This is a genomic window from Microcystis sp. LE19-195.1E (assembly GCF_027532095.1).
Lineage (GTDB): Bacteria > Cyanobacteriota > Cyanobacteriia > Cyanobacteriales > Microcystaceae > Microcystis > Microcystis aeruginosa.
The window spans coordinates 1-17,752 of record NZ_JAPZSZ010000002.1 but is presented as its reverse complement, the minus strand read 5'-3'; the positions used below and the strand labels follow the sequence as shown (position 1 = coordinate 17,752).

The window sequence follows — 17,752 nt, the reverse complement described above, 5'->3', positions numbered from 1 at the left end:
GAGGTAGTCAGTTACCTAATTTTCAGGGAAAAAGTACCTGAATTTTACCCCCGATCCCTCCAATGGTCGGCACTTTTTGAGGTCAAAAAAGTCTAAAAGCCTTATCCAACAAGGTTTTTAGATTTATTCAGCAAGCCCTAAATAGGGTTTGCTGAAAAATTTTTTCCTGGGGGCAGGGTGTGGGGTGTGGGGTGTGGGGTGTGGGGTTTTACCCATTTTCAGGGAGTCAATTACCTAATTTTCAGGGAAAAAGTACCTGAAATTTCCCTCCCCAATCACTCCAATCGCTGGCACTTTTTGATTTCAAAAAAGCCTAAAGATATTATCCAACAAGGTTTTTAGATTTATTCAGCAAACCCTAAATAGTACGGAGTGAGAATTAGCAACTAGGCATCTTCTAGACTGTTCTCACTCCCTCATTTTCTGCTGTCGATGGGAATAATGACAGTTGTTGCAAATCAGTTCCTCGCTCTGGCAACAAGGGAATGTTAAAGTTAGTAATGATCGCTTCGGTGATCGGATGACGCAATTTTTCTGTGGAACCCACATGATAAAAATGCTGTTTAGTATAGATATAAAACTTATCAGCACTCCAATTTTTTTTAATTAAAGGATTGCTTCTAAACTGATTACTGTGCCAAGTGGACAAAATAAACCGACAAGAAATATCCTTTAAAATAGTCACCAAACAATCTTCATCCTCTTCAGACCAAGAGTTAAAATAATCGGCGTGTCTCCCTAAATAAGGAGGATCGAGATAGATCAAGTCTGTTTTTTGCCAATCAGATAAAGTCTCTCGAAAGTCAGCAACTTGAAAATTATAATCAGTTTTAATAAGAATATTTTCTAGGGCAATAACTTGATTGACTATTTTGGTAATATATGCTTGAGAAAATCGTTCTGATTTATGACAGTAAGGTACGTTAAACTGTCCCTTACGATTGAATCTCATCACGCCATTAAAACAGGAGCGATTGAGAAATAAAAAATCTAGATAATTAGGAGATTGATTAAATCTTTCTCGTACTTGATAATAATAACTTTCTCCCTGCTCCTTAAGAAATTGACCATTTTCTTGCAAAAAAAGCTTAACAGTTTTACTGGTAATAACTTGATTTTTTAGATTATTATAAAACTGGATAATATGAGTATTTGTGTCCGCAAGTAAAGCCTTTTTGGGATTAATATTAAAAGCCACCACCCCCGATCCAGAAAAGGGTTCTATCCAACGCCCAAAGCTCAGATCAGACACAATATTTTTAACATCTTTTACCAATTTAGTTTTAATTCCTTGACACTTAATCGGTGGCACAAGTGGCGTTAACTTCACTAAACACTCTCCTCATCAACAGTAATCTCTATCCACAGCCAACTTAGCTCCTGTTGGCTCGTGAATAAAGGTCAAATCAGGGTAAAAATTTTGTTGAGATACTAACTCTATCTTTAATTGGTTACATCTAGCAAAATTATCAAATATGGGAAAAAGAAGCAATTCTAGGATTTTGGGGATGATTTTCGTATCAATAGATATAGTATATACTTCTAGGCAGTTTAAATTCAGTACAGCTTATCCCAGAAACCATGAGACTCTTGCTAGAACAAATGAACTAAAAAAATCTCTCGTCACCATTCTTGTCAGAATTATGAGAATTACGTTACATTTAGTTAAGATTTAATTGGCTGCGGGGATTAATCTCGAAAAAATAACGTAAAATCCTTGACAAAAACAGCTAAATGAGTTAAGCAAAAATCTTTATCCTAGAACCACTAAACAAACATGAAACTATCCTGGAAAACGATTTTACTGTGGACATTGCCCGCCCTTGTGGTCGGTTTTTTCCTCTGGCAAGGCACTTTTGCCACGGCCACCGGTAATATCGGCAATAACACCGCCACTACCCGCATGACCTACGGACGCTTTCTAGAATACCTAGACAGTGGTAGGGTTGTCAGCGTCGATCTCTACGAAGGGGGCAGAACCGCGATCGTACAGGCCCTAGATCCAGAACTAGAAAACCGAGTACAACGCCTACGGGTCGATTTACCGGCCAATTCCCCCGATTTGATCGCCCGTTTACGGGATTCTAAAATTAGTTTCGATGCTCACCCGATGCGGAATGACGGCGCTTGGTGGGGATTCCTCGGTAATCTACTTTTCCCCTTTTTGCTGATTGCCGCTCTCTTTTTCCTGTTCCGCCGTTCTAATAATATGCCAGGCGGCCCCGGTCAAGCGATGAGTTTTGGCAAATCAAAAGCTCGTTTCCAGATGGAAGCGAAAACCGGCATCACCTTTGATGATGTGGCAGGAATTGACGAAGCGAAGGAAGAATTACAGGAAGTCGTCACTTTCCTCAAACAACCGGAGAAATTTACCGCCGTCGGTGCCAAAATCCCCAAAGGAGTCCTGTTAGTTGGCCCTCCTGGTACGGGTAAAACCCTGTTGGCTAAAGCGATCGCCGGTGAAGCGGGTGTACCTTTCTTCAGCATTTCCGGTTCGGAATTTGTGGAAATGTTTGTCGGTGTCGGTGCTTCTCGCGTGCGCGATTTGTTCAAAAAAGCCAAGGAAAATGCTCCCTGTTTAATCTTTATCGATGAAATTGACGCGGTAGGTCGTCAACGGGGTGCCGGTATCGGTGGCGGTAACGATGAACGGGAACAAACCCTGAACCAATTATTGACAGAAATGGACGGTTTCGAGGGGAATACGGGAATTATCATCATTGCCGCCACTAACCGCCCCGATGTTCTCGATTCCGCTCTCATGCGTCCGGGCCGTTTTGATCGCCAAGTAACCGTCGATGCGCCCGATTTTAAAGGTCGTTTAGAGATTTTAGACGTTCACGCCCGCAATAAAAAGCTGGCCAACGACGTTTCCATCGAAGCGATCGCCCGTCGCACTCCGGGGTTCAGTGGAGCAGATTTAGCCAATTTACTGAACGAAGCGGCAATTTTAACCGCTCGTCGTCGCAAAGAAGCCATTACCCTCCTAGAGATAGATGACGCGGTAGATCGCGTTATCGCGGGTATGGAAGGCACTCCTTTAGTCGATAGCAAGAGCAAGCGCTTAATCGCTTACCATGAAGTGGGTCATGCCATCGTGGGTACGCTCTTAAAAGATCACGATCCCGTCCAGAAAGTGACTCTGATTCCCCGGGGCCAGGCCCAGGGTTTAACTTGGTTCACTCCCAACGAAGAACAGGGTTTAACCACGAAAGCGCAGTTAATGGCCCGGATTTCCGGTGCTTTAGGTGGTCGGGCGGCTGAGGAAGAAATCTTCGGCTATGATGAGGTGACTACCGGTGCCGGCGGCGATTTACAGCAAGTTTCTGATATGGCCCGCCAGATGGTGACTCGTTTCGGGATGAGCGATTTGGGTCCTTTGTCCCTAGAAAGTCAAGGGGGTGAAGTGTTCCTCGGTGGCGGTTTGATGACTCGTTCCGAGTATTCTGAGAAGGTCGCTACTCGCATCGATGATCAGGTGCGATCAATCGTGGAACACTGCCATGAAATTTCTCGGCAAATTATTCGCGATCATCGCGAAGTGATCGATCGAGTGGTGGATCTGCTGATCGAAAAAGAAACGATCAATGGGGAAGAATTCCGGCAGATTGTGGCTGAATACGCCTACGTTCCCGAAAAAGAACAGTTTGTACCACAGTTATAGGTTGATTTCAATCTATAGGCGATCGGGTGGGTTAAGGCTCACCCGATTTTTTTATCCTAGGAATTTAGTTATCATCATCATCATCGTCATCGTCTTTTTTATCCCGTTGATTATCACCGTCTTTTTGCTGCTTTTCCCCGTCTTTATCGCTATCTTCGTCTTTTTGTGGCGATTCCACCGCAGGAGAGCCATTTTTCGGTTCTTCGGCTTCTTTTCCTCCCTGACAAGCAGCTAAAACCGTAGTCAAGGTTAACAGAATCAGCAAAACTAAGGATTTGATTTTCAAGGTCTTTCTCCCCACTCGATCGATAAATATAACAATTTTAAGACTTTTGGGCGGTGGATAGTTTGGCCAATGCCAAGAAAGTGCATTCCCAGACTAAACGGGGTTGAACGTAGGCTAACAGCTGCCGGCGGGTTTTTTCCAAGATTTCTAAAATCGATCGCTCTCGTCGTCGTTGCCAATCCTCATACTGAAGATAACTCACATACCATAATTGGGTTTCCGTGTCAAGAGTTTGGGCGATAATTTTGGCTAATTCCAGTGCTTGGGAGAGTTTTAGGGGAAATTTGCTCAAAGATCGCGGTAAATCTTGGGGGAGACTGTCGAGAAACTCTAAAGCGGCGATCGCTTCTCCGGGGCTACCTTGGGCTAAACCGAGAATTGCCGGATAATTGAGAACGCGAGCGTGTCCGTTAGAGCGGAGGACTTGAGCGAGATTTTCTTCCGAAAGACGCTGAAAAGGGATGTGTTGACAGCGAGAAACGAGAGTAGGTAGTAAAGAGGAGGGACTGGGAGCAATCAGGATTAAAGTGGCTTTTCCCGGTTCCTCAAGCGTTTTTAAGAGGGCATTTGCCGCCGATTCCGTCATGGTGTCTGCTTGCTCGATCACTACCACAGAGCGGGCCGATTCCAGGGGAGGACGACTTAAAAAGTTAGTAATCTCGCGAATTTGCTCGATGCGGATTTGCGGGGGAGCTTTACGCTTGAGATTGCTTTCCTGTGCTTCTTTTGCGGTGAGCAGTTTGCCTTGGTGTTGATAAGTGGGTTCAATCCAGAGTAAATCGGGATGATTGCCTCCCAGAAAGCGTTTCAGGATTAATTCCCTTGTTTCCGGCGATCGATCTCTAGTTAACAAGTCTTGACAGAAACATTTTGCGGCCAGATTGCGTCCGATCCCCCTAGCGCCGGCGAATAAGTAAGCGGGAGCGATCGAATTGATTTCAAGCGCTCTTTGTAGTAGTTCAATGGCCTGATTTTGACCGATTAACCGTGACCAATCTATCATCTTTTCCCTGCCATGGCTCGCTATTCCTGTTCTTATTTTGTCGGAATTTCTCCTCATCAGACCGGGTTTTTATACGATGATATCCTAAGTTTGGGTGAATTTGAAATCATCAAGCGCCGGACCGATGTCTTGCTTTTATCGGAAGTTCCTAACGATGCTCTCTTTCCCCAGTTAGTGAAAGTGGAATTATTTATTCATCCTCCCACTAGCTCGGAACTTCAGATCGATTTATTGGTAAAAAATCATGAATTGCCCCTGAGAACTAATAATCGTTGTCGGCGATTTTTTGAATCTATTCACCAGATTATTACCAAAAATTATCAAGGTCAATCCCTGACCAGAATTACCGCTTAACCCGATTTGTTCCTGTCTCCGTCAACTGACAAAGACGGGGACAAAATACCATCTTGGCTCTCTTAGGTAACGAACCACAAAGACACAGAGTACACAGAGATTGATCGCTCCTGTATCAGTGAAACTTATCACACAAAGAATAAGAGAGCCGCTCTTTTTGGTGCTTGATAGATTTATCGAGAAAAAATCGGTAATTGCTTTAGTTTTTGCCTTCCTGCGTCGATTTGAGCGGGGGAAATTGACGACGTAAAAGCAGGGAATTACTCACTACCATAACCGAACTAAAAGCCATTAAAGCTGCTGCTAGGGCCGGACTGAAAGCTAGACCCCAACGGGGTAGTAATAAACCACCAGCAATGGGAATAGCAAAGGTATTATAACCCAAAGCCCAAAAAAGATTTTGTCGGATTTTTTGCCATGTGGCCAGACTTAAATGCAGAGATTGCACCACATCCTCCAGGCGATCGCTAATTAAAACGATCCCGGCTGTTTCCATGGCCACCTCCGTGCCACCGGCCAGAGCAATACCGATGTTAGCCTGTCCTAGTGCAGGAGCATCATTGATACCATCCCCGACCATAGCCACGATTTTGCCCTCTTTTGTCTGTAGGTCGGCAATTAAGGCCGATTTTTCGGTGGGGGCAACTTCGGCATAAAATTGGCTAATACCCAAACTATTAGCGATCGCTGTCACCGCTTCTTGGCGATCTCCACTGAGTAAAATCACCTCTAAACCGAGTTTTTGTAACTGATTCACGGTTGTTTGAGCATCGGGACGCAATCGATCCTGAAAAGCGATCGCGCCGAGTAATTGTTCTTCCATCCCCAGATAAATCACCGTTTTACCCGCTTGTAAAAGCTCTTGAATCCCCCTGATAGTTTCATCGATTTTAATGCCGTTCTGCGCCAACCATTGCCGATTTCCTAGAACAATTTTCGACCCCTGCACCCTTGCAGAAACTCCCAATCCGGCCACAGTTTGAAAATCTTCCCCCGTCAGATTAGTAGGAGGAGTAACCGCGTCTAAAATCGCCTGAGCAAGAGGATGATTAGTGCCACTCTCCACTACTGCCGCTAATTGTTGAATTTCCAGGGAATTAAGGATAGAAAAACTCAAACAATCGGTAATTTCTGGATGACCTTGGCTAAGGGTTCCCGTTTTGTCAAAAACCACCGTTTGCAGTTGCGAGACGGTTTCCAAAACATCACCCCCTTTAATCAAAATACCCCTTTCGGCTGCTAAACTGGTTCCCACCAGTAGGGCCGTCGGTGTGGCTAAACCGAGAGCGCAGGGACAAGCGACCACAAGTACAGAAATCGCTAATTTTAGGGACAAAAGTAGGGGAGAAGTGGGTTGAATCATCTCGTGGTGTCCTGTGGTTGACCCTAACACCTCTGGAAAGAGCCTAGTTCCCCAAAAATACCAAAAGAGCAGCACAATTAGGGCAATTATCATCACTCCGTAGGCAAAATAACCCGCTACCCGGTCCGCTATCTTCTGCACCGGGGCCTTGCGAGTTTGGGCTGATTCCACGGCTGCGATAATCTTAGCTAGGGTGGTATCGGTCCCCACCTGACGAGTTTGCACGGCGATCGCACCAGAGAGATTGAAACTGCCAGCAATGACTAGATCTCCCATTTCCTTAACCACCGGCAGCGATTCCCCCGTTAATAAAGCTTCATCTACCGTGGTTCTTCCCTGAATAATCTCCCCATCCACGGGAATTTTTTCCCCGGGTAAGACGCGCACCCATTCCCCGACGCGCAGCTGTTCCACGGGAATGGCCACGCCCACACGGTCATCTGTACTACCAATCAGGTGAGCCACTGCCGGTTGTAGGGAGGTAAGCGCTTCTAAGTCTGCGGCTGCACGATGACGGGAATGCGCTTCTAGAGTCCGTCCGAGGAGAATAAAACCTAACAGCATGACCGGTTCATCAAAAAAGCACTCTAGACCGAGATTAGGGAAGATAAGAGCCAAACAACTGGCTATATAGGCGCTACCTGTGCCTAAACTAACGAGAGTGTTCATATTTGGCATCCCGTGCCGTAATCCGCGCCAACCATCGATGAAAATATCGCGGCCGGGGAATAAAATGGCTAGGGTGGCTAAAGTCCAGTGAAAAGCAATACTTTGAAAGATGGGGATTTCTGGTCCCCCGATGTGGTGTAAGTGACCAATCAGGGAAAAAACCAGTAAACAACAAGCGATCGCTAATCGGTATAATTGTTGTTGCCGTTCTTTTTGTTGGTTTTGCAGCCGTTGATTTTGTTGAGAAAGGGGAGTCGATGAGCTGCGCGGTTGGGTGGGGAATCCAATCGCGGTTAATTTTGCGGCTAACTGCTCTGGTGCGATCGCATCTGGTTGGTATTCAATCACGGCAATTTCCGTGATTAGGTTAACTTGGGCCGATTTTACCCCTTGATTTTGGCTGAGTTGTCGTTCTACGGCACTAACACAGCCGGCGCATTTCATGCCTTTTACGTCTAGAGTAGCGGTTTTTAGTCCAGTTTCGGCGGCTAGGATCATAGAAAAAGTAGGCAAGGATGGTCTTTACTTCTATCCTAGAAATTATCGACCGATTTTTAAACTATTTTGGCCTGTAGGGTTACAGATAGATGAAATTTCATTACAGATAGCTGAAATTTCAGGTAGCCGATCTGGTAGTGGACTGACACAGCTAAAATAGGGCAATAGATAAGCTAAACTGAGGACATCAATCATGGGAAGATGTAGGCGAGATAAAGTTCATCTGACAGTCGCACAACGAGAAAACTTTGAACAAATCAGTGGGGAAGGGTTCATCACAGAGTACGCTAATCGGCATAACACGCTTATCGTAATATTATACGGAAAACTTCTTGCGATCACTCCATTTGAGCGTAATATACGGAAAGATTCTTAAAAAAATGCGTATTTGGCGTAATGTACGGAAAATTTCCGCATAATATATAGTTAGACACCCAGTTCTAGGTGAGAATATAATCTAATTTGTTGGGTTCTTCGGTTTGTGTTATGTAATGGACGGGGGTTATAAGAGATGGAACCCTTATAGAGAAAGACATTGGACGATTTTTGTCAATTGTTTTTGATCTAGAGCGAGCTAATCAGTTAAATCTTTTGCCAGATAAGGATTTAGTCGATTTATGCCCCCCTATCGAACCATAACAAGTAACGAAGAGCCATTTGTTGCGAGAGTATGCCCACCATCTTGAACATTATTCTTTCTCGAGGAGCTTTCTATGTCTGATTCAAATATAAGAGTTGGAAAAATTGGTAACATTAACGCAAACAATAACAAAGGGGTTGTAAATCTTCTTGCTGTAAGCCAAGATATTCAAAACTCCATTTCAGACTTAGCTTTGTCAGATGCTAATGAGCAAGCTAATGCCAAAGAACTCCTTGAAAAATTGCGTAAGGAGATTGAGGATGCTTCAGAACTCAATGATAAAGAAAAAGAGAGAGCTTTAAAGCAAGTTAAAAGTTTGGTGGAAACTTTACAAATGAAGACACAAGTACAAACAGATTCAGGTCTTCAGGAACGTGCAGAAAATGCAATCACTTTGATAAGAGGCATTGTTGCTGGCATTTCTAGTGCAGTTTCAATATTCAAAGTATTGTCTGAAATTTCCTCTTTGTTTGGTATTGCCTAAATTTCAATATTTTAGCTATTCAAGTGTTCCTTCATGACGTAAAGGAACACTTCTTTTTGATAATTAACTTTAGGTGTTTTCTATACTGTTTTCAATTCAACTAATATACAAGTAGATGACACGTTCTTCAGCCATCGCTGTTATTTTATCGTTTCTAGTGCTATTCATTGCACTAAAAATAATTTTTCACTGGTCAAGTCCACTAGATATCTTTCGAGGTATCCTAATTATCCTATTCTTCGGTTATTTCCCATCTATCTTAGCAATATTAGTGGGAAATACTCTTGATAATACAGATAGGTTTAACCCTATATTTCGCGTCATATTATCAAGCATTATTTTGATAGGCTTAACGGCGACTATCATTTTAGGGATAGTAATAAGAAATGCTCCTCGTGATCTACCTCGACTTTCACCTGGCGCACAATCAGAGATTTCTAAGGCTTTCGAGAGGCTTCCAAGAGGTATATTTGTGTTTTCTTGTCCTAAAGAAATGACTCTTGGAATATCTGAAAAATGTAAAGCTAGGATTGCAAATGAAGAGTTTTTATCAGCATTTCAACAACTTTTAAGGGAAGGATTGGATAAAGATATAAGTGAAAGAGAACTTCGATATGTTAGTCCCATAATGAATGTCAAACTAACATCTCAGAAGTTCCTGTCGTGGAAAGCCTTTGATATCAATCCACAAGAAGATGGTGGTAATCAACCAGTTATAGATCAAGACTTTACTAGTTGGGAGTGGGATGTAACTCCACAAGAATCAGGCAAAAAGAAGTTAAAGTTTATAGTGTCTGTCATAATTAGAATTCCTGGCTACCAAGAATTACTTCCAAAACGATATGAAGAAAATGAAATCGAGGTAGCCGTCAAGCATAATCCAATTTTCTCTTCGACTAATTTTGTAAAACATAACTGGAAGTACCTTGTGGCAATAGTCTTCTCTTCGTTAATTGCTTTTCTAATTGCCAAAAAACTTAAGATAATAGGAACAAGTATAGAAATAGGCAGCATAGGTGACATCGATCTAAAGAATAACGAGGGTGTCATAAACCTTCTTGCATCTAGCCAAAATATAAACAGTAGTTTTTCTAAAACATCTTTCGTTAGAAAAATGGTAGAAGGTTTACCTGATTCATCTAAAATAATGAAGGATTCACTAGAAAATTTACGCCAATTCATTCAGTATAATCCTAAGCTAAATAACGAGCAAAAAGAACAAGCCTTTGATGTAGTAAGAAGACTAATCGAGCTTTATATGGAGCAGGATAAGCCAAATATTCATGGCTGTGTTCTTACTGAAATGGACAAACTTAAGACAATAATAAGGAATGGTTCTAGTGTTGAAGCAGGATTTAAACTTGTAGATCAAATAGCATCCATGTTATTGAAGTGCGATCGCTGATCTTGTAGGTTGGGTTGACGGCAGGAAACCCAACTCCCTCAAAACCAAGATTAAATGCAGTAGGATAGACGTTGGATAGATTTTCTAGATTGCCGTGAGGGAAACCGTCTATATTGAAACCAGCGTTATTGGTTATCTGACAGCCAGATCGACCAAAAACTTGGTTATTGCTGGGAATATCGAAACGACAAGGGACTGGTGGCAAAATCGCCGTAATGATTTTGTTCTCTATATTTCACAGGTTGTTTTAGATGAAGTCGCTAAGGGAGATACAGAGATTGCTTTGAAAAGGTTAGAAATTGTCAATGAAATGCCTTTGGTTGAACTCAATCAAGCTGTACGCAACTTATCCTCACTGTTTCTTATACGAAGCAACCTTCCTGCCAAAGCTTCTGATGATGCGGTTCACATTGCTGCGGCGACTGTCCACGGGCTAGATTACTTGTTAACATGGAACTGTAAACATATTGCCAACGCTCAAATTCAGAGGAAGTTGGCAGAGCTCAGTCTTGATTTGGGATACGAGTTACCCATAATTTGTACTCCTTACGAACTTTTAGGAGATTATAACGATGTGGCAAGATGACATTTTAGATGAAATTCATAAATTTCGAGAAGAACACGCTAAATCCTTTAACTACGATTTGGATGCAATGTTTGTAGATTGGCAAAAAAGACAAGCAGAAAGTGGCAGGCAGGTAGTCAGCTTACCACCAAAGCAAGGTCTAACAAGTCGTTGGAGCCGACCAAAACAGGATGAACCACAAGAATCTCAAATCTAATCGTGGCGGCTCAACTTAGCCGTTATGCCGACCAGCGAGTCAAGTGCGATCGTTCCGATTGTAGCGATCGCCGATCTTGTAGGGTGCGTTCCCTAATGCAGGATTTTTGAGAACGCACCATGCACATTGATTGAAGCTGTGAGGTTAGGTGCGGTGCCGCTCTTGTGGGCCCAGTTGAGGAATGTTAGGGAAGATTGCGAATGTTTAGGTTAAGATAGAGGGGCAAAAGTTGCCACAGGGTCGCTTCAATGACAGTTCGACAACCCCGCTACAGCAAAGAAGAATTTGCCCGACGTGGACACGAAGTCTATGAGTCTCAGGTACGCTCCCAAATCGAGGAAGGGAATCATGGGAAGATTGTAGCAATAGACATCGAAACAGGGGCTTTTGAAGTGGCTGACGACAGCCTAACAGCTGCTAAACAACTGTTAATACGTTTTCCTGATGCACAAATATTTGGTATTCGCATTGGACATCGTGCCGTCCATCGTTTTGGCTTTCGTTCCCCCAGTGTGTCGCCATGATGATGGGGAGCGTCAATTCGCGCCGAGAAGCAATTATTCAATTCGTAGTGCTAGGCGAAAATCACCAGAGGCAAGCGATTAAAGCAGTTATTGACACTGGTTACACTGGATTTCTCACGTTGCCTTCTGCTATCATTACAACACTAGGATTAACGTGGTATATGCAAGAAGAGGGAATCTTGGGCGATGGAAGCCTCTGTATGTTTAACGTATTTGAGGCAACTGTGATCTGGGATGGTCAGATCAAATCTATTGAAATCAATGAGTCAGAGACAGATCCATTAGTTGGTATGGGTTTACTTGATGGCTATGAGTTGAATATTCAGGGTTTTGCTGGGGGATTAGTGACAATTAAACCTTTGTCATAGTCTCTAGTTAGAAAAATGTCTAACAAATCACTGCACCCGACCTATGATTAGACTACTTATACCAAATTTCTAAATTCCTGACAGTGCGATGCCGAAGGCACTGCATAGCAGTACGCTATCGCTGTAGGGTGCGTTCCCTAATGCAAGTCCTACTGTTGTACCAATAGATTTTGGGGAACGCACCATGCACATTGATTGAAGCTGTGAGTCTAAGTGGGATGACGAAAGCACTGCCTAGCAGTTTGTAGGTTGGAAACGTGATTACCGCTACGCCGTTAATATACACGATCCAATTCTTGATACTACTCCAGATTCACCAGCCCAGGCTCCCTTGGGGCATCTACATTTTAATGGATGGCAAGTTAGAGGAACACTTCGTAGGGATTTTGATGCTTTTATGCTCAGGTGAGAGCAATGGAAAATATAAACGCTGTCCTATTATTTGTGATTTGAAGGGCGATCGGGTTAAACAAATGGCAAAACTCTATTCTAAAAAACCTCTAGCTGTGTGCCAAAATCTAGCGACGCTGACCTGGTGAATCGGTTCTTAAACACGATAAATAATACGATAGGGTCTAAGAATTAATTGACGGATGTTAACATCATTAAATTCTGGAACTACTCGACCTCGAAAAGGAAACAAACCTAACTCTTTAGTTTTATCGAGTAATCGTTGACCTAATTTTTTCGCTAATTCAGGATTTGTAATTGCGACATAGCGGACGATAGTTTCTAAATCACGAATAGCTTGGGGCGAAAGAATTACTTTGTAGTCCATGATTCCATAATTTTTTCAACCGTTTCCACCGGCACACCCTTACCCAAGTCAATTGCTTCAAATCCCTCTTGAATAGCCGCAATAAACCTGACTTGCTCAGCTATCTCTATCAAAGAAATGTCCTCAGGGAGACGTTTAACAAGCTCAATAACTGCTTCTTTATTACTCATGGCTTAAGCCTCTGGAGTCGAATAACAGACATTTTAACATACATACACAAGGTGATCATCCGAATTTTTGAGAAACAATACTAAGGGCGATAGCTTACTGGAAAAACCCTGCGCTACTATTAGAACTAGAGGCGATCATTTTGAGGGCGACTGAGCCACCGTATAATGTTCAAATTCATGCTGGAGTCCTAACCCATGCGAGCGAAACTTTCAGAGCAAATCTCGTCCACTGATGCAGAAATTATTTTAAGACGCTTACCAGACTGGATTCAGGATGCTTTGATTGCTCGCGCTACTGAAATTGATTATCCCGTTGAAGCGATTATTGAGATGGCGATCGCCATTTTTTTAGACACAGAGGCATTAAGTTTTGCCGACTGTAAGCCAGGGCGAGGTCAATAAGTGGGATGGCTACCGCTGTAGGGTGCGTTCCCTAATGCAGGATTTTTGGGAACGCACCATGCTCATTGATTGAAGTCGTTAGACCGCTTCAATTTTAGGGTAATAGTTGCTAAGGTTCGCTAACCTCACCGGTGAACCCACATAGGGAAAGGTTTGTGATCGCTAAAAAATTCTTTCTTCTCCATAAAAACGATAAAATCTCTATTCTGGAAGCATAAAAAGGCTTAAGGCAGATTTAAAGGCGCATTTAAGCGGTATAAATCGAATATTTCTAGTTTTTTGAGCTAATCAAGCCATTAATGGCTTGATTTATTGGCATCTAACCCAACTGAGACAGTATAATTTTTTCTGTGATGTATTGAAATTGTTTCTTATTTCATATAAAATACAATTTCAGAGAAAATACCTAGCAATCTCCCATAAATAAACAAAGGAGCCGATGACATCGTGATCCATGAGCCTAGATCCTCAAAACCGAAAACCCTATTACCTTTTATTTCTCTAGCTACGGCTGCCGTCGTCACAACGGGAATCGGACTAACTTTTAGTCCCCTATCGGCATCGAGTAATCTGCTGGCAGATACCCATAAACAGCAAGCTAAACAACAAACCGTGGAAATCACCCTGGTTTCCTACGCGGTGACTCAATCGGCCTACTCAAAAATCATTCCTCTATTCGTCAACAAATGGAAAAGAGAGAAAAAACAGGATGTAGTGATTAAACAGAGTTATGGTGGCTCTGGTTCCCAAACCCGCGCTATTATCGACGGATTAGATGCAGATGTGGTAAATTTGGCCATCGGTTCCGATGTGGAACGCTTGCAAAAAGCGGGTTTAGTTAACCCCGGTTGGCAGAAAGAACTCCCCAATAACGGCATCGCCACTCGTTCCGTGGTAGCTTTAGTTACTCGTCAGGGCAATCCCAAAGGAATCCGTAACTGGCCGGATCTAGCCAAATCGGGGATTAAAGTCATCACTGCCAACCCGAAAACCTCTGGGGTGGCCCGTTGGAATTTTCTGGCCCTGTGGGGATCGGTAACTCGGACCGGCGGCAATGAAGCACAAGCGACCAATTTCGTCCGCAATGTCTATAAAAATGTTCCTGTACTACCCAAAGATGCCCGGGAGGCCAGCGATGTCTTCTTTAAACAGGATCAGGGGGATGTGCTGCTTAACTACGAAAACGAAGTGATTCTGGCCCGTCAAAAAGGAGAAACCGGGTTTTCCTATACTATTCCTTCGGTCAATGTTTCGATCGATCCGCCCGTGGCCGTAGTGGATAAAATAGTTGATAAACGCAAAACCCGGGAAGTAGCGACAGCTTTTGCCCAATTTCTCTTTACTCCCGAAGCGCAGCGGGAATTCGCCAAGGTGGGTTTCCGTCCCGTTAATGCTAATGTGGCTAAAGAGTTTAGTAAACAATACCCAAAAGTGTCGAATCTGTTCCCCTATACGGCGGTCGGTAGCTGGGATGCGATCCAGAAAAAATTCTTCGCTGATGGGGCGATTTTTGACCAAATTCAGCGTTAATTAGTAGTAGGCCGTCAGCCGTTAGCTAAGTAAGTGGTTCTGATTAAATAGAAGATAGATGTTGTCTTTGATCCCCCCTGCTCCCCTTAATAAGGGGGGTATCTGACAATTTTCAACACCTACTTACTTAGATAGCTGATGGCAAAAAAAACAAAGCTGATAGTTAATAACTAAAAAAAAGATGTATCTACTGGACAAAATAAAAAACGGAACCTTGGTATTGATCGGTTACTTATTATCGCCCCTGTGTTGGTGGAACGATCTAATTTTTAATCTGCCGATCGCCTACGGTTTCGGTCGTTTAATTGCTTGCTTACACGCCGATTTTTTTCTACCAGCGGCCATGGTTGGTTATTGGTTATCTAATCTTGTGGGAATCCTACTGATGCAGTTTGGGACGAAAGAATTAATCGGTGGAGAGAAAAAAGAACGCAATTGGCCAAAAGAATTAAGAAATGGATTACTTTCCTCGACTGCCTATACATTAGTTATTCTGGTCTTAATTCATTTTCAGGTATTAGAAATGCCCCTGTTATCCTCGATCGCCACTTTTTCCCCGTGATTCCCAAAACCTACTTAAACAATAGCTTATTTTTCTTAGCCATCTTGTTAACATCGCTAAGTTTTACGGATTTAGCGATCGCTATTGACCAGCAGCCCCAAGGATTTGCTTGGGAAAAATCGCTGCTGCTATCTATTCATCAAACCGCTAATTTAAACCTAAATTTTTTGGCCATAAAACTAACGGGATTAGGTACTTATTGGGGAGTGGCTCCGATACTAACAATTTTACTGCTGATTTTTGCCCTAAAAAAATACTGGTATGGGTTCGCTTATCTGCTTGTGACTATGGCCGGAGGTTGGGCAATTAGTTATAATCTCAAGATTCTTTTTCGTCGGAATCGCCCGCAATTTTGGCAGTTATTTTATCCCTTACCCCACGATTTTTCCTTCCCTAGCGGCCATGCTTTATTTAGTTCCCTGTTAGTCGTTTCCTTACTGATCCTATCTTGGAGAACGCGCTGGTTTTTAGGGGTGGTTTTACTGGGGATTCCCTTCGTCTTGGTTATTGCTTGGACTCGTCTTTATTTAGGAGTTCACTTTCCTAGTGATATCCTTGCTTCTTGGCTTTTAGCGCTCGCTTGGTCCCTCCTAGTTCATCTCTGCTGGCAACAGTTATTAAAGACACCTAAGGCGATCAACACCCAAGAGGAAATTAATAATTAGGGTTGGCTGAATATCAGTGAAAGCCTTGCTAGAAATCGGTTTAGGGACTTTTGTTTTCAAGAAAAGTGCCAGAGACAAACGTTGAGAAATCGATCCGAGGGACTCAAAACCCTTGCACTTTCCGGAGGCGATTGCAAAGGGTTCCGCTTCTCAGTGTGCGAGGTTATTCTGTTATTCTGACTTCCCCTCCTGACTACTGACTCCTGACTCCTAACCCCACCAACAAACTTTTTTAGCAAACCCTAATTAGTTGACCGACTTGCTGCCCAAGAAAAATATCACGTTATACCTAAATTTTTGGAGAAAGCGAATCAAAGCCCTATAGTAATTATCGTTTGATATTCGTCGCTGACACTGAATCATGAAATCAAAACTGCCACGAGGGAAGGGTCTCTCCCTGGGACGGTTTCAAAGCCGTCCCCTTGCTTTTCTCACTTTAGTTCTTCTGTGCATTTTAACCTTTACCTTAGCGCCGTCATCGCCCCTGATGGCCACGTCTAAATCTGAGACTAAGATAGACTTTGTATCGCCGGCGTGGGTAGCACAAAATCTCAACGATCCGAAGTTAAAAATTCTCGATCTGCGGATTAATCCTTTGGAATATATCACCGGTCATTTACCGAAAGCGGTGAATATAGCCGACAATAATTTTCGTGGTCCAAACGGATTTTTGCCGGTTCAATATTGGCAAGAGGATAAAATTGGCAGTCTCTTTGCCGCCGCGGGAATCACTAATGGCGATCGAGTGGTAGTATATTCCGATGGTCGCGATGTCTTGGGGGCAACCATGGTGGCTTATTTATTGGAGCGATCGGGTTTCCGAGATGTGGCCGTCTTAGATGGTGGTTTTAAGGGTTATAAGGCTTCTGAACAGAAGGTAACGAAAGAATTCCCTAAATATCAACCAGGGAGCTTTACTGTCCGTGATAATCCCTCGATTCGGGTAACTTTAGCAGAAGTAGAGAAATTGATCGGCAAATCGGATGTGGTTTTTATCGATCCTAGACCGGAAGAACTTTTTCAGGGGAAACAGGATATCTGGCTGAGAAATGGTCATATTCCGGGGGCGAAAAATATACCCTGGCCGACTTTTACGGAAGCGAATAATCCGGATGAATCCCTGAAAAATCCTCATAAATTGAAATCTTTAGACGAAATCAGGAAGATTCTTGCCCAACGCAACATCAAGCCCTCCGATAATATTATTGTCAGTTGCAGTACGGGACGGGAAGCGACTTTACAGTATGTTGTCCTCAAACATCTGCTCGGTTATCCCAAGGTGCGAATTTATGAGGGTTCTTGGACAGAGTACAGTACCACAGATCTGCCCGTCGCTACCGGGCCAGAAAAAGCAGTCTAAAGTCAAGTTTGTCGGTTTATACTCGTTGTGTTTAACCATCTTGCCCAAGATGGTTTTTTTGTTAGGGTAGGGTCGCGAGTAGGGCTAAGTTATACTAAATCCAGTTATTAAGCTTTTACGCATTTAAGTTACATTGACAGCATTACCCTTATTTTTAAGTTTTCTACTCCATTTAATAATCAATCCCCCTTCATTTAAAAGCTGATTGACTACTTTTTCCAGTTCTTCTTTATTTTCAAATTCTC

At 43.0% G+C, this 17,752-nt stretch carries 20 protein-coding genes and 1 pseudogene; 13 read left to right on the top strand and 8 right to left on the bottom strand.

Annotation, left to right across the window (positions count from 1 at the left end; all coding sequences use genetic code 11):
- Window positions 1-397 precede the first annotated feature (397 nt).
- Both O9300_RS00110 and O9300_RS00105 read right to left on the bottom strand, forming a co-directional pair.
- Window positions 398-1,330 (bottom strand): DNA adenine methylase, encoded by a 933-nt coding sequence (locus O9300_RS00110; protein ID WP_287969264.1) that lies wholly within the window; start codon window positions 1,328-1,330, stop codon window positions 398-400.
- 15 nt (window positions 1,331-1,345) lie between these two features.
- Complete coding sequence (locus O9300_RS00105; protein WP_261779576.1) at window positions 1,346-1,531, bottom strand: type II restriction endonuclease; 186 nt, start codon at window positions 1,529-1,531, stop codon at window positions 1,346-1,348.
- A 246-nt stretch (window positions 1,532-1,777) separates the two neighbouring features.
- Between O9300_RS00105 and ftsH2 the strand changes: the two genes are divergently transcribed.
- Window positions 1,778-3,664 carry an ATP-dependent zinc metalloprotease FtsH2 gene (gene ftsH2, locus O9300_RS00100; RefSeq protein ID WP_287969262.1) on the top strand — a complete coding sequence of 629 codons (1,887 nt, stop codon included), beginning with the start codon at window positions 1,778-1,780 and terminating at the stop codon, window positions 3,662-3,664.
- A gap of 64 nt (window positions 3,665-3,728) precedes the next feature.
- Here ftsH2 and O9300_RS00095 read toward each other — a convergent pair whose 3' ends face one another.
- Together O9300_RS00095 and holB are read right to left on the bottom strand one after the other, a co-directional pair.
- Complete coding sequence (locus O9300_RS00095; protein ID WP_287969259.1) at window positions 3,729-3,950, bottom strand: neurohypophysial hormones like protein; 222 nt, start codon at window positions 3,948-3,950, stop codon at window positions 3,729-3,731.
- A 37-nt stretch (window positions 3,951-3,987) separates the two neighbouring features.
- Window positions 3,988-4,953, bottom strand: coding sequence for a DNA polymerase III subunit delta' (gene holB, locus O9300_RS00090; protein WP_287969257.1), 966 nt, complete (start codon window positions 4,951-4,953; stop codon window positions 3,988-3,990).
- Window positions 4,954-4,965: 12 nt separating this feature from the next.
- Here holB and O9300_RS00085 point away from each other — a divergent pair, with 12 nt between their 5' ends.
- Window positions 4,966-5,307 carry a hypothetical protein gene (locus O9300_RS00085; protein ID WP_287729945.1) on the top strand — a complete coding sequence of 114 codons (342 nt, stop codon included), beginning with the start codon at window positions 4,966-4,968 and terminating at the stop codon, window positions 5,305-5,307.
- Between the two features lie 199 nt (window positions 5,308-5,506).
- Here the strand turns inward: O9300_RS00085 and O9300_RS00080 are convergent, their stop codons facing one another.
- Complete coding sequence (locus tag O9300_RS00080) at window positions 5,507-7,837, bottom strand: heavy metal translocating P-type ATPase (RefSeq protein WP_287969255.1); 2,331 nt, start codon at window positions 7,835-7,837, stop codon at window positions 5,507-5,509.
- A gap of 713 nt (window positions 7,838-8,550) precedes the next feature.
- Here O9300_RS00080 and O9300_RS00075 point away from each other — a divergent pair.
- The 6 genes from O9300_RS00075 (at window position 8,551) to O9300_RS00050 (ending at window position 12,040) form a co-directional block, all read left to right on the top strand.
- Window positions 8,551-8,961, top strand: a complete 411-nt coding sequence (locus O9300_RS00075; protein WP_103113277.1) for a hypothetical protein — start codon at window positions 8,551-8,553, stop codon at window positions 8,959-8,961.
- A gap of 115 nt (window positions 8,962-9,076) precedes the next feature.
- A complete protein-coding gene (locus O9300_RS00070) occupies window positions 9,077-10,366 on the top strand; it encodes a hypothetical protein (protein WP_287969252.1) in 1,290 nt (429 codons plus the stop codon).
- Between the two features lie 94 nt (window positions 10,367-10,460).
- Window positions 10,461-10,952, top strand: a complete 492-nt coding sequence (locus tag O9300_RS00065) for a type II toxin-antitoxin system VapC family toxin (protein WP_104397831.1) — start codon at window positions 10,461-10,463, stop codon at window positions 10,950-10,952.
- Window positions 10,939-11,148: a hypothetical protein gene (locus O9300_RS00060; protein WP_002732654.1), complete on the top strand. Its 210-nt coding sequence runs from the start codon at window positions 10,939-10,941 to the stop codon at window positions 11,146-11,148. Before O9300_RS00065 ends, O9300_RS00060 begins: the two co-directional genes overlap by 14 nt.
- Before the next feature lie 248 nt (window positions 11,149-11,396).
- Window positions 11,397-11,672: a hypothetical protein gene (locus O9300_RS00055; RefSeq protein WP_002733756.1), complete on the top strand. Its 276-nt coding sequence runs from the start codon at window positions 11,397-11,399 to the stop codon at window positions 11,670-11,672.
- Complete coding sequence (locus tag O9300_RS00050) at window positions 11,669-12,040, top strand: hypothetical protein (RefSeq protein WP_002793820.1); 372 nt, start codon at window positions 11,669-11,671, stop codon at window positions 12,038-12,040. Before O9300_RS00055 ends, O9300_RS00050 begins: the two co-directional genes overlap by 4 nt.
- A gap of 547 nt (window positions 12,041-12,587) precedes the next feature.
- On the opposite strand, the gene O9300_RS00045 is transcribed toward O9300_RS00050, so the two are convergent.
- Together O9300_RS00045 and O9300_RS00040 are read right to left on the bottom strand one after the other, a co-directional pair.
- Window positions 12,588-12,818: a type II toxin-antitoxin system RelE/ParE family toxin gene (locus O9300_RS00045; protein WP_287969249.1), complete on the bottom strand. Its 231-nt coding sequence runs from the start codon at window positions 12,816-12,818 to the stop codon at window positions 12,588-12,590.
- On the bottom strand, window positions 12,803-12,988 hold the full coding sequence (locus tag O9300_RS00040; protein WP_002799476.1) for a hypothetical protein: 186 nt from the start codon (window positions 12,986-12,988) through the stop codon (window positions 12,803-12,805). The genes O9300_RS00045 and O9300_RS00040 overlap by 16 nt, the downstream gene beginning before the upstream one ends.
- Window positions 12,989-13,183: 195 nt before the next feature.
- On the opposite strand from O9300_RS00040, the gene O9300_RS00035 reads away from it, so the two are divergent.
- From O9300_RS00035 to O9300_RS00015, 5 genes are all read left to right on the top strand, one after another.
- Window positions 13,184-13,390 carry a hypothetical protein gene (locus O9300_RS00035; protein WP_287969247.1) on the top strand — a complete coding sequence of 69 codons (207 nt, stop codon included), beginning with the start codon at window positions 13,184-13,186 and terminating at the stop codon, window positions 13,388-13,390.
- Window positions 13,391-13,837: 447 nt separating this feature from the next.
- Window positions 13,838-14,920 carry a sulfate ABC transporter substrate-binding protein gene (locus tag O9300_RS00030; protein WP_287969244.1) on the top strand — a complete coding sequence of 361 codons (1,083 nt, stop codon included), beginning with the start codon at window positions 13,838-13,840 and terminating at the stop codon, window positions 14,918-14,920.
- A 181-nt stretch (window positions 14,921-15,101) separates the two neighbouring features.
- Complete coding sequence (locus O9300_RS00025; RefSeq protein WP_287969241.1) at window positions 15,102-15,482, top strand: DUF7980 family protein; 381 nt, start codon at window positions 15,102-15,104, stop codon at window positions 15,480-15,482.
- Window positions 15,479-16,147: a phosphatase PAP2 family protein gene (locus tag O9300_RS00020; protein WP_287969240.1), complete on the top strand. Its 669-nt coding sequence runs from the start codon at window positions 15,479-15,481 to the stop codon at window positions 16,145-16,147. The genes O9300_RS00025 and O9300_RS00020 overlap by 4 nt, the downstream gene beginning before the upstream one ends.
- 361 nt (window positions 16,148-16,508) lie before the next feature.
- On the top strand, window positions 16,509-17,507 hold the full coding sequence (locus tag O9300_RS00015) for a sulfurtransferase (RefSeq protein WP_287969237.1): 999 nt from the start codon (window positions 16,509-16,511) through the stop codon (window positions 17,505-17,507).
- A gap of 123 nt (window positions 17,508-17,630) precedes the next feature.
- Here O9300_RS00015 and O9300_RS00010 read toward each other — a convergent pair.
- Window positions 17,631-17,752, bottom strand: a pseudogene (locus O9300_RS00010) (IS630 family transposase); the annotation flags it as partial.

Excerpts from the sequence above, each read along its gene's own strand:
- O9300_RS00060 (WP_002732654.1), top strand. The coding sequence starts at position 10,939 with ATGTGGCAAGATGACATTTTAGATGAAATTCATAAATTTCGAGAAGAA.
- O9300_RS00055 (WP_002733756.1), top strand. The coding sequence starts at position 11,397 with ATGACAGTTCGACAACCCCGCTACAGCAAAGAAGAATTTGCCCGACGT.
- O9300_RS00035 (WP_287969247.1), top strand. The coding sequence starts at position 13,184 with ATGCGAGCGAAACTTTCAGAGCAAATCTCGTCCACTGATGCAGAAATT.
- O9300_RS00025 (WP_287969241.1), top strand. The coding sequence starts at position 15,102 with ATGTATCTACTGGACAAAATAAAAAACGGAACCTTGGTATTGATCGGT.
- holB (WP_287969257.1), bottom strand. The coding sequence starts at position 4,953 with ATGATAGATTGGTCACGGTTAATCGGTCAAAATCAGGCCATTGAACTA.
- O9300_RS00075 (WP_103113277.1), top strand. The coding sequence starts at position 8,551 with ATGTCTGATTCAAATATAAGAGTTGGAAAAATTGGTAACATTAACGCA.
- O9300_RS00085 (WP_287729945.1), top strand. The coding sequence starts at position 4,966 with ATGGCTCGCTATTCCTGTTCTTATTTTGTCGGAATTTCTCCTCATCAG.
- O9300_RS00045 (WP_287969249.1), bottom strand. The coding sequence starts at position 12,818 with ATGGACTACAAAGTAATTCTTTCGCCCCAAGCTATTCGTGATTTAGAA.
- O9300_RS00050 (WP_002793820.1), top strand. The coding sequence starts at position 11,669 with ATGATGATGGGGAGCGTCAATTCGCGCCGAGAAGCAATTATTCAATTC.
- O9300_RS00080 (WP_287969255.1), bottom strand. The coding sequence starts at position 7,837 with ATGATCCTAGCCGCCGAAACTGGACTAAAAACCGCTACTCTAGACGTA.
- O9300_RS00040 (WP_002799476.1), bottom strand. The coding sequence starts at position 12,988 with ATGAGTAATAAAGAAGCAGTTATTGAGCTTGTTAAACGTCTCCCTGAG.
- O9300_RS00015 (WP_287969237.1), top strand. The coding sequence starts at position 16,509 with ATGAAATCAAAACTGCCACGAGGGAAGGGTCTCTCCCTGGGACGGTTT.
- O9300_RS00070 (WP_287969252.1), top strand. The coding sequence starts at position 9,077 with ATGACACGTTCTTCAGCCATCGCTGTTATTTTATCGTTTCTAGTGCTA.
- ftsH2 (WP_287969262.1), top strand. The coding sequence starts at position 1,778 with ATGAAACTATCCTGGAAAACGATTTTACTGTGGACATTGCCCGCCCTT.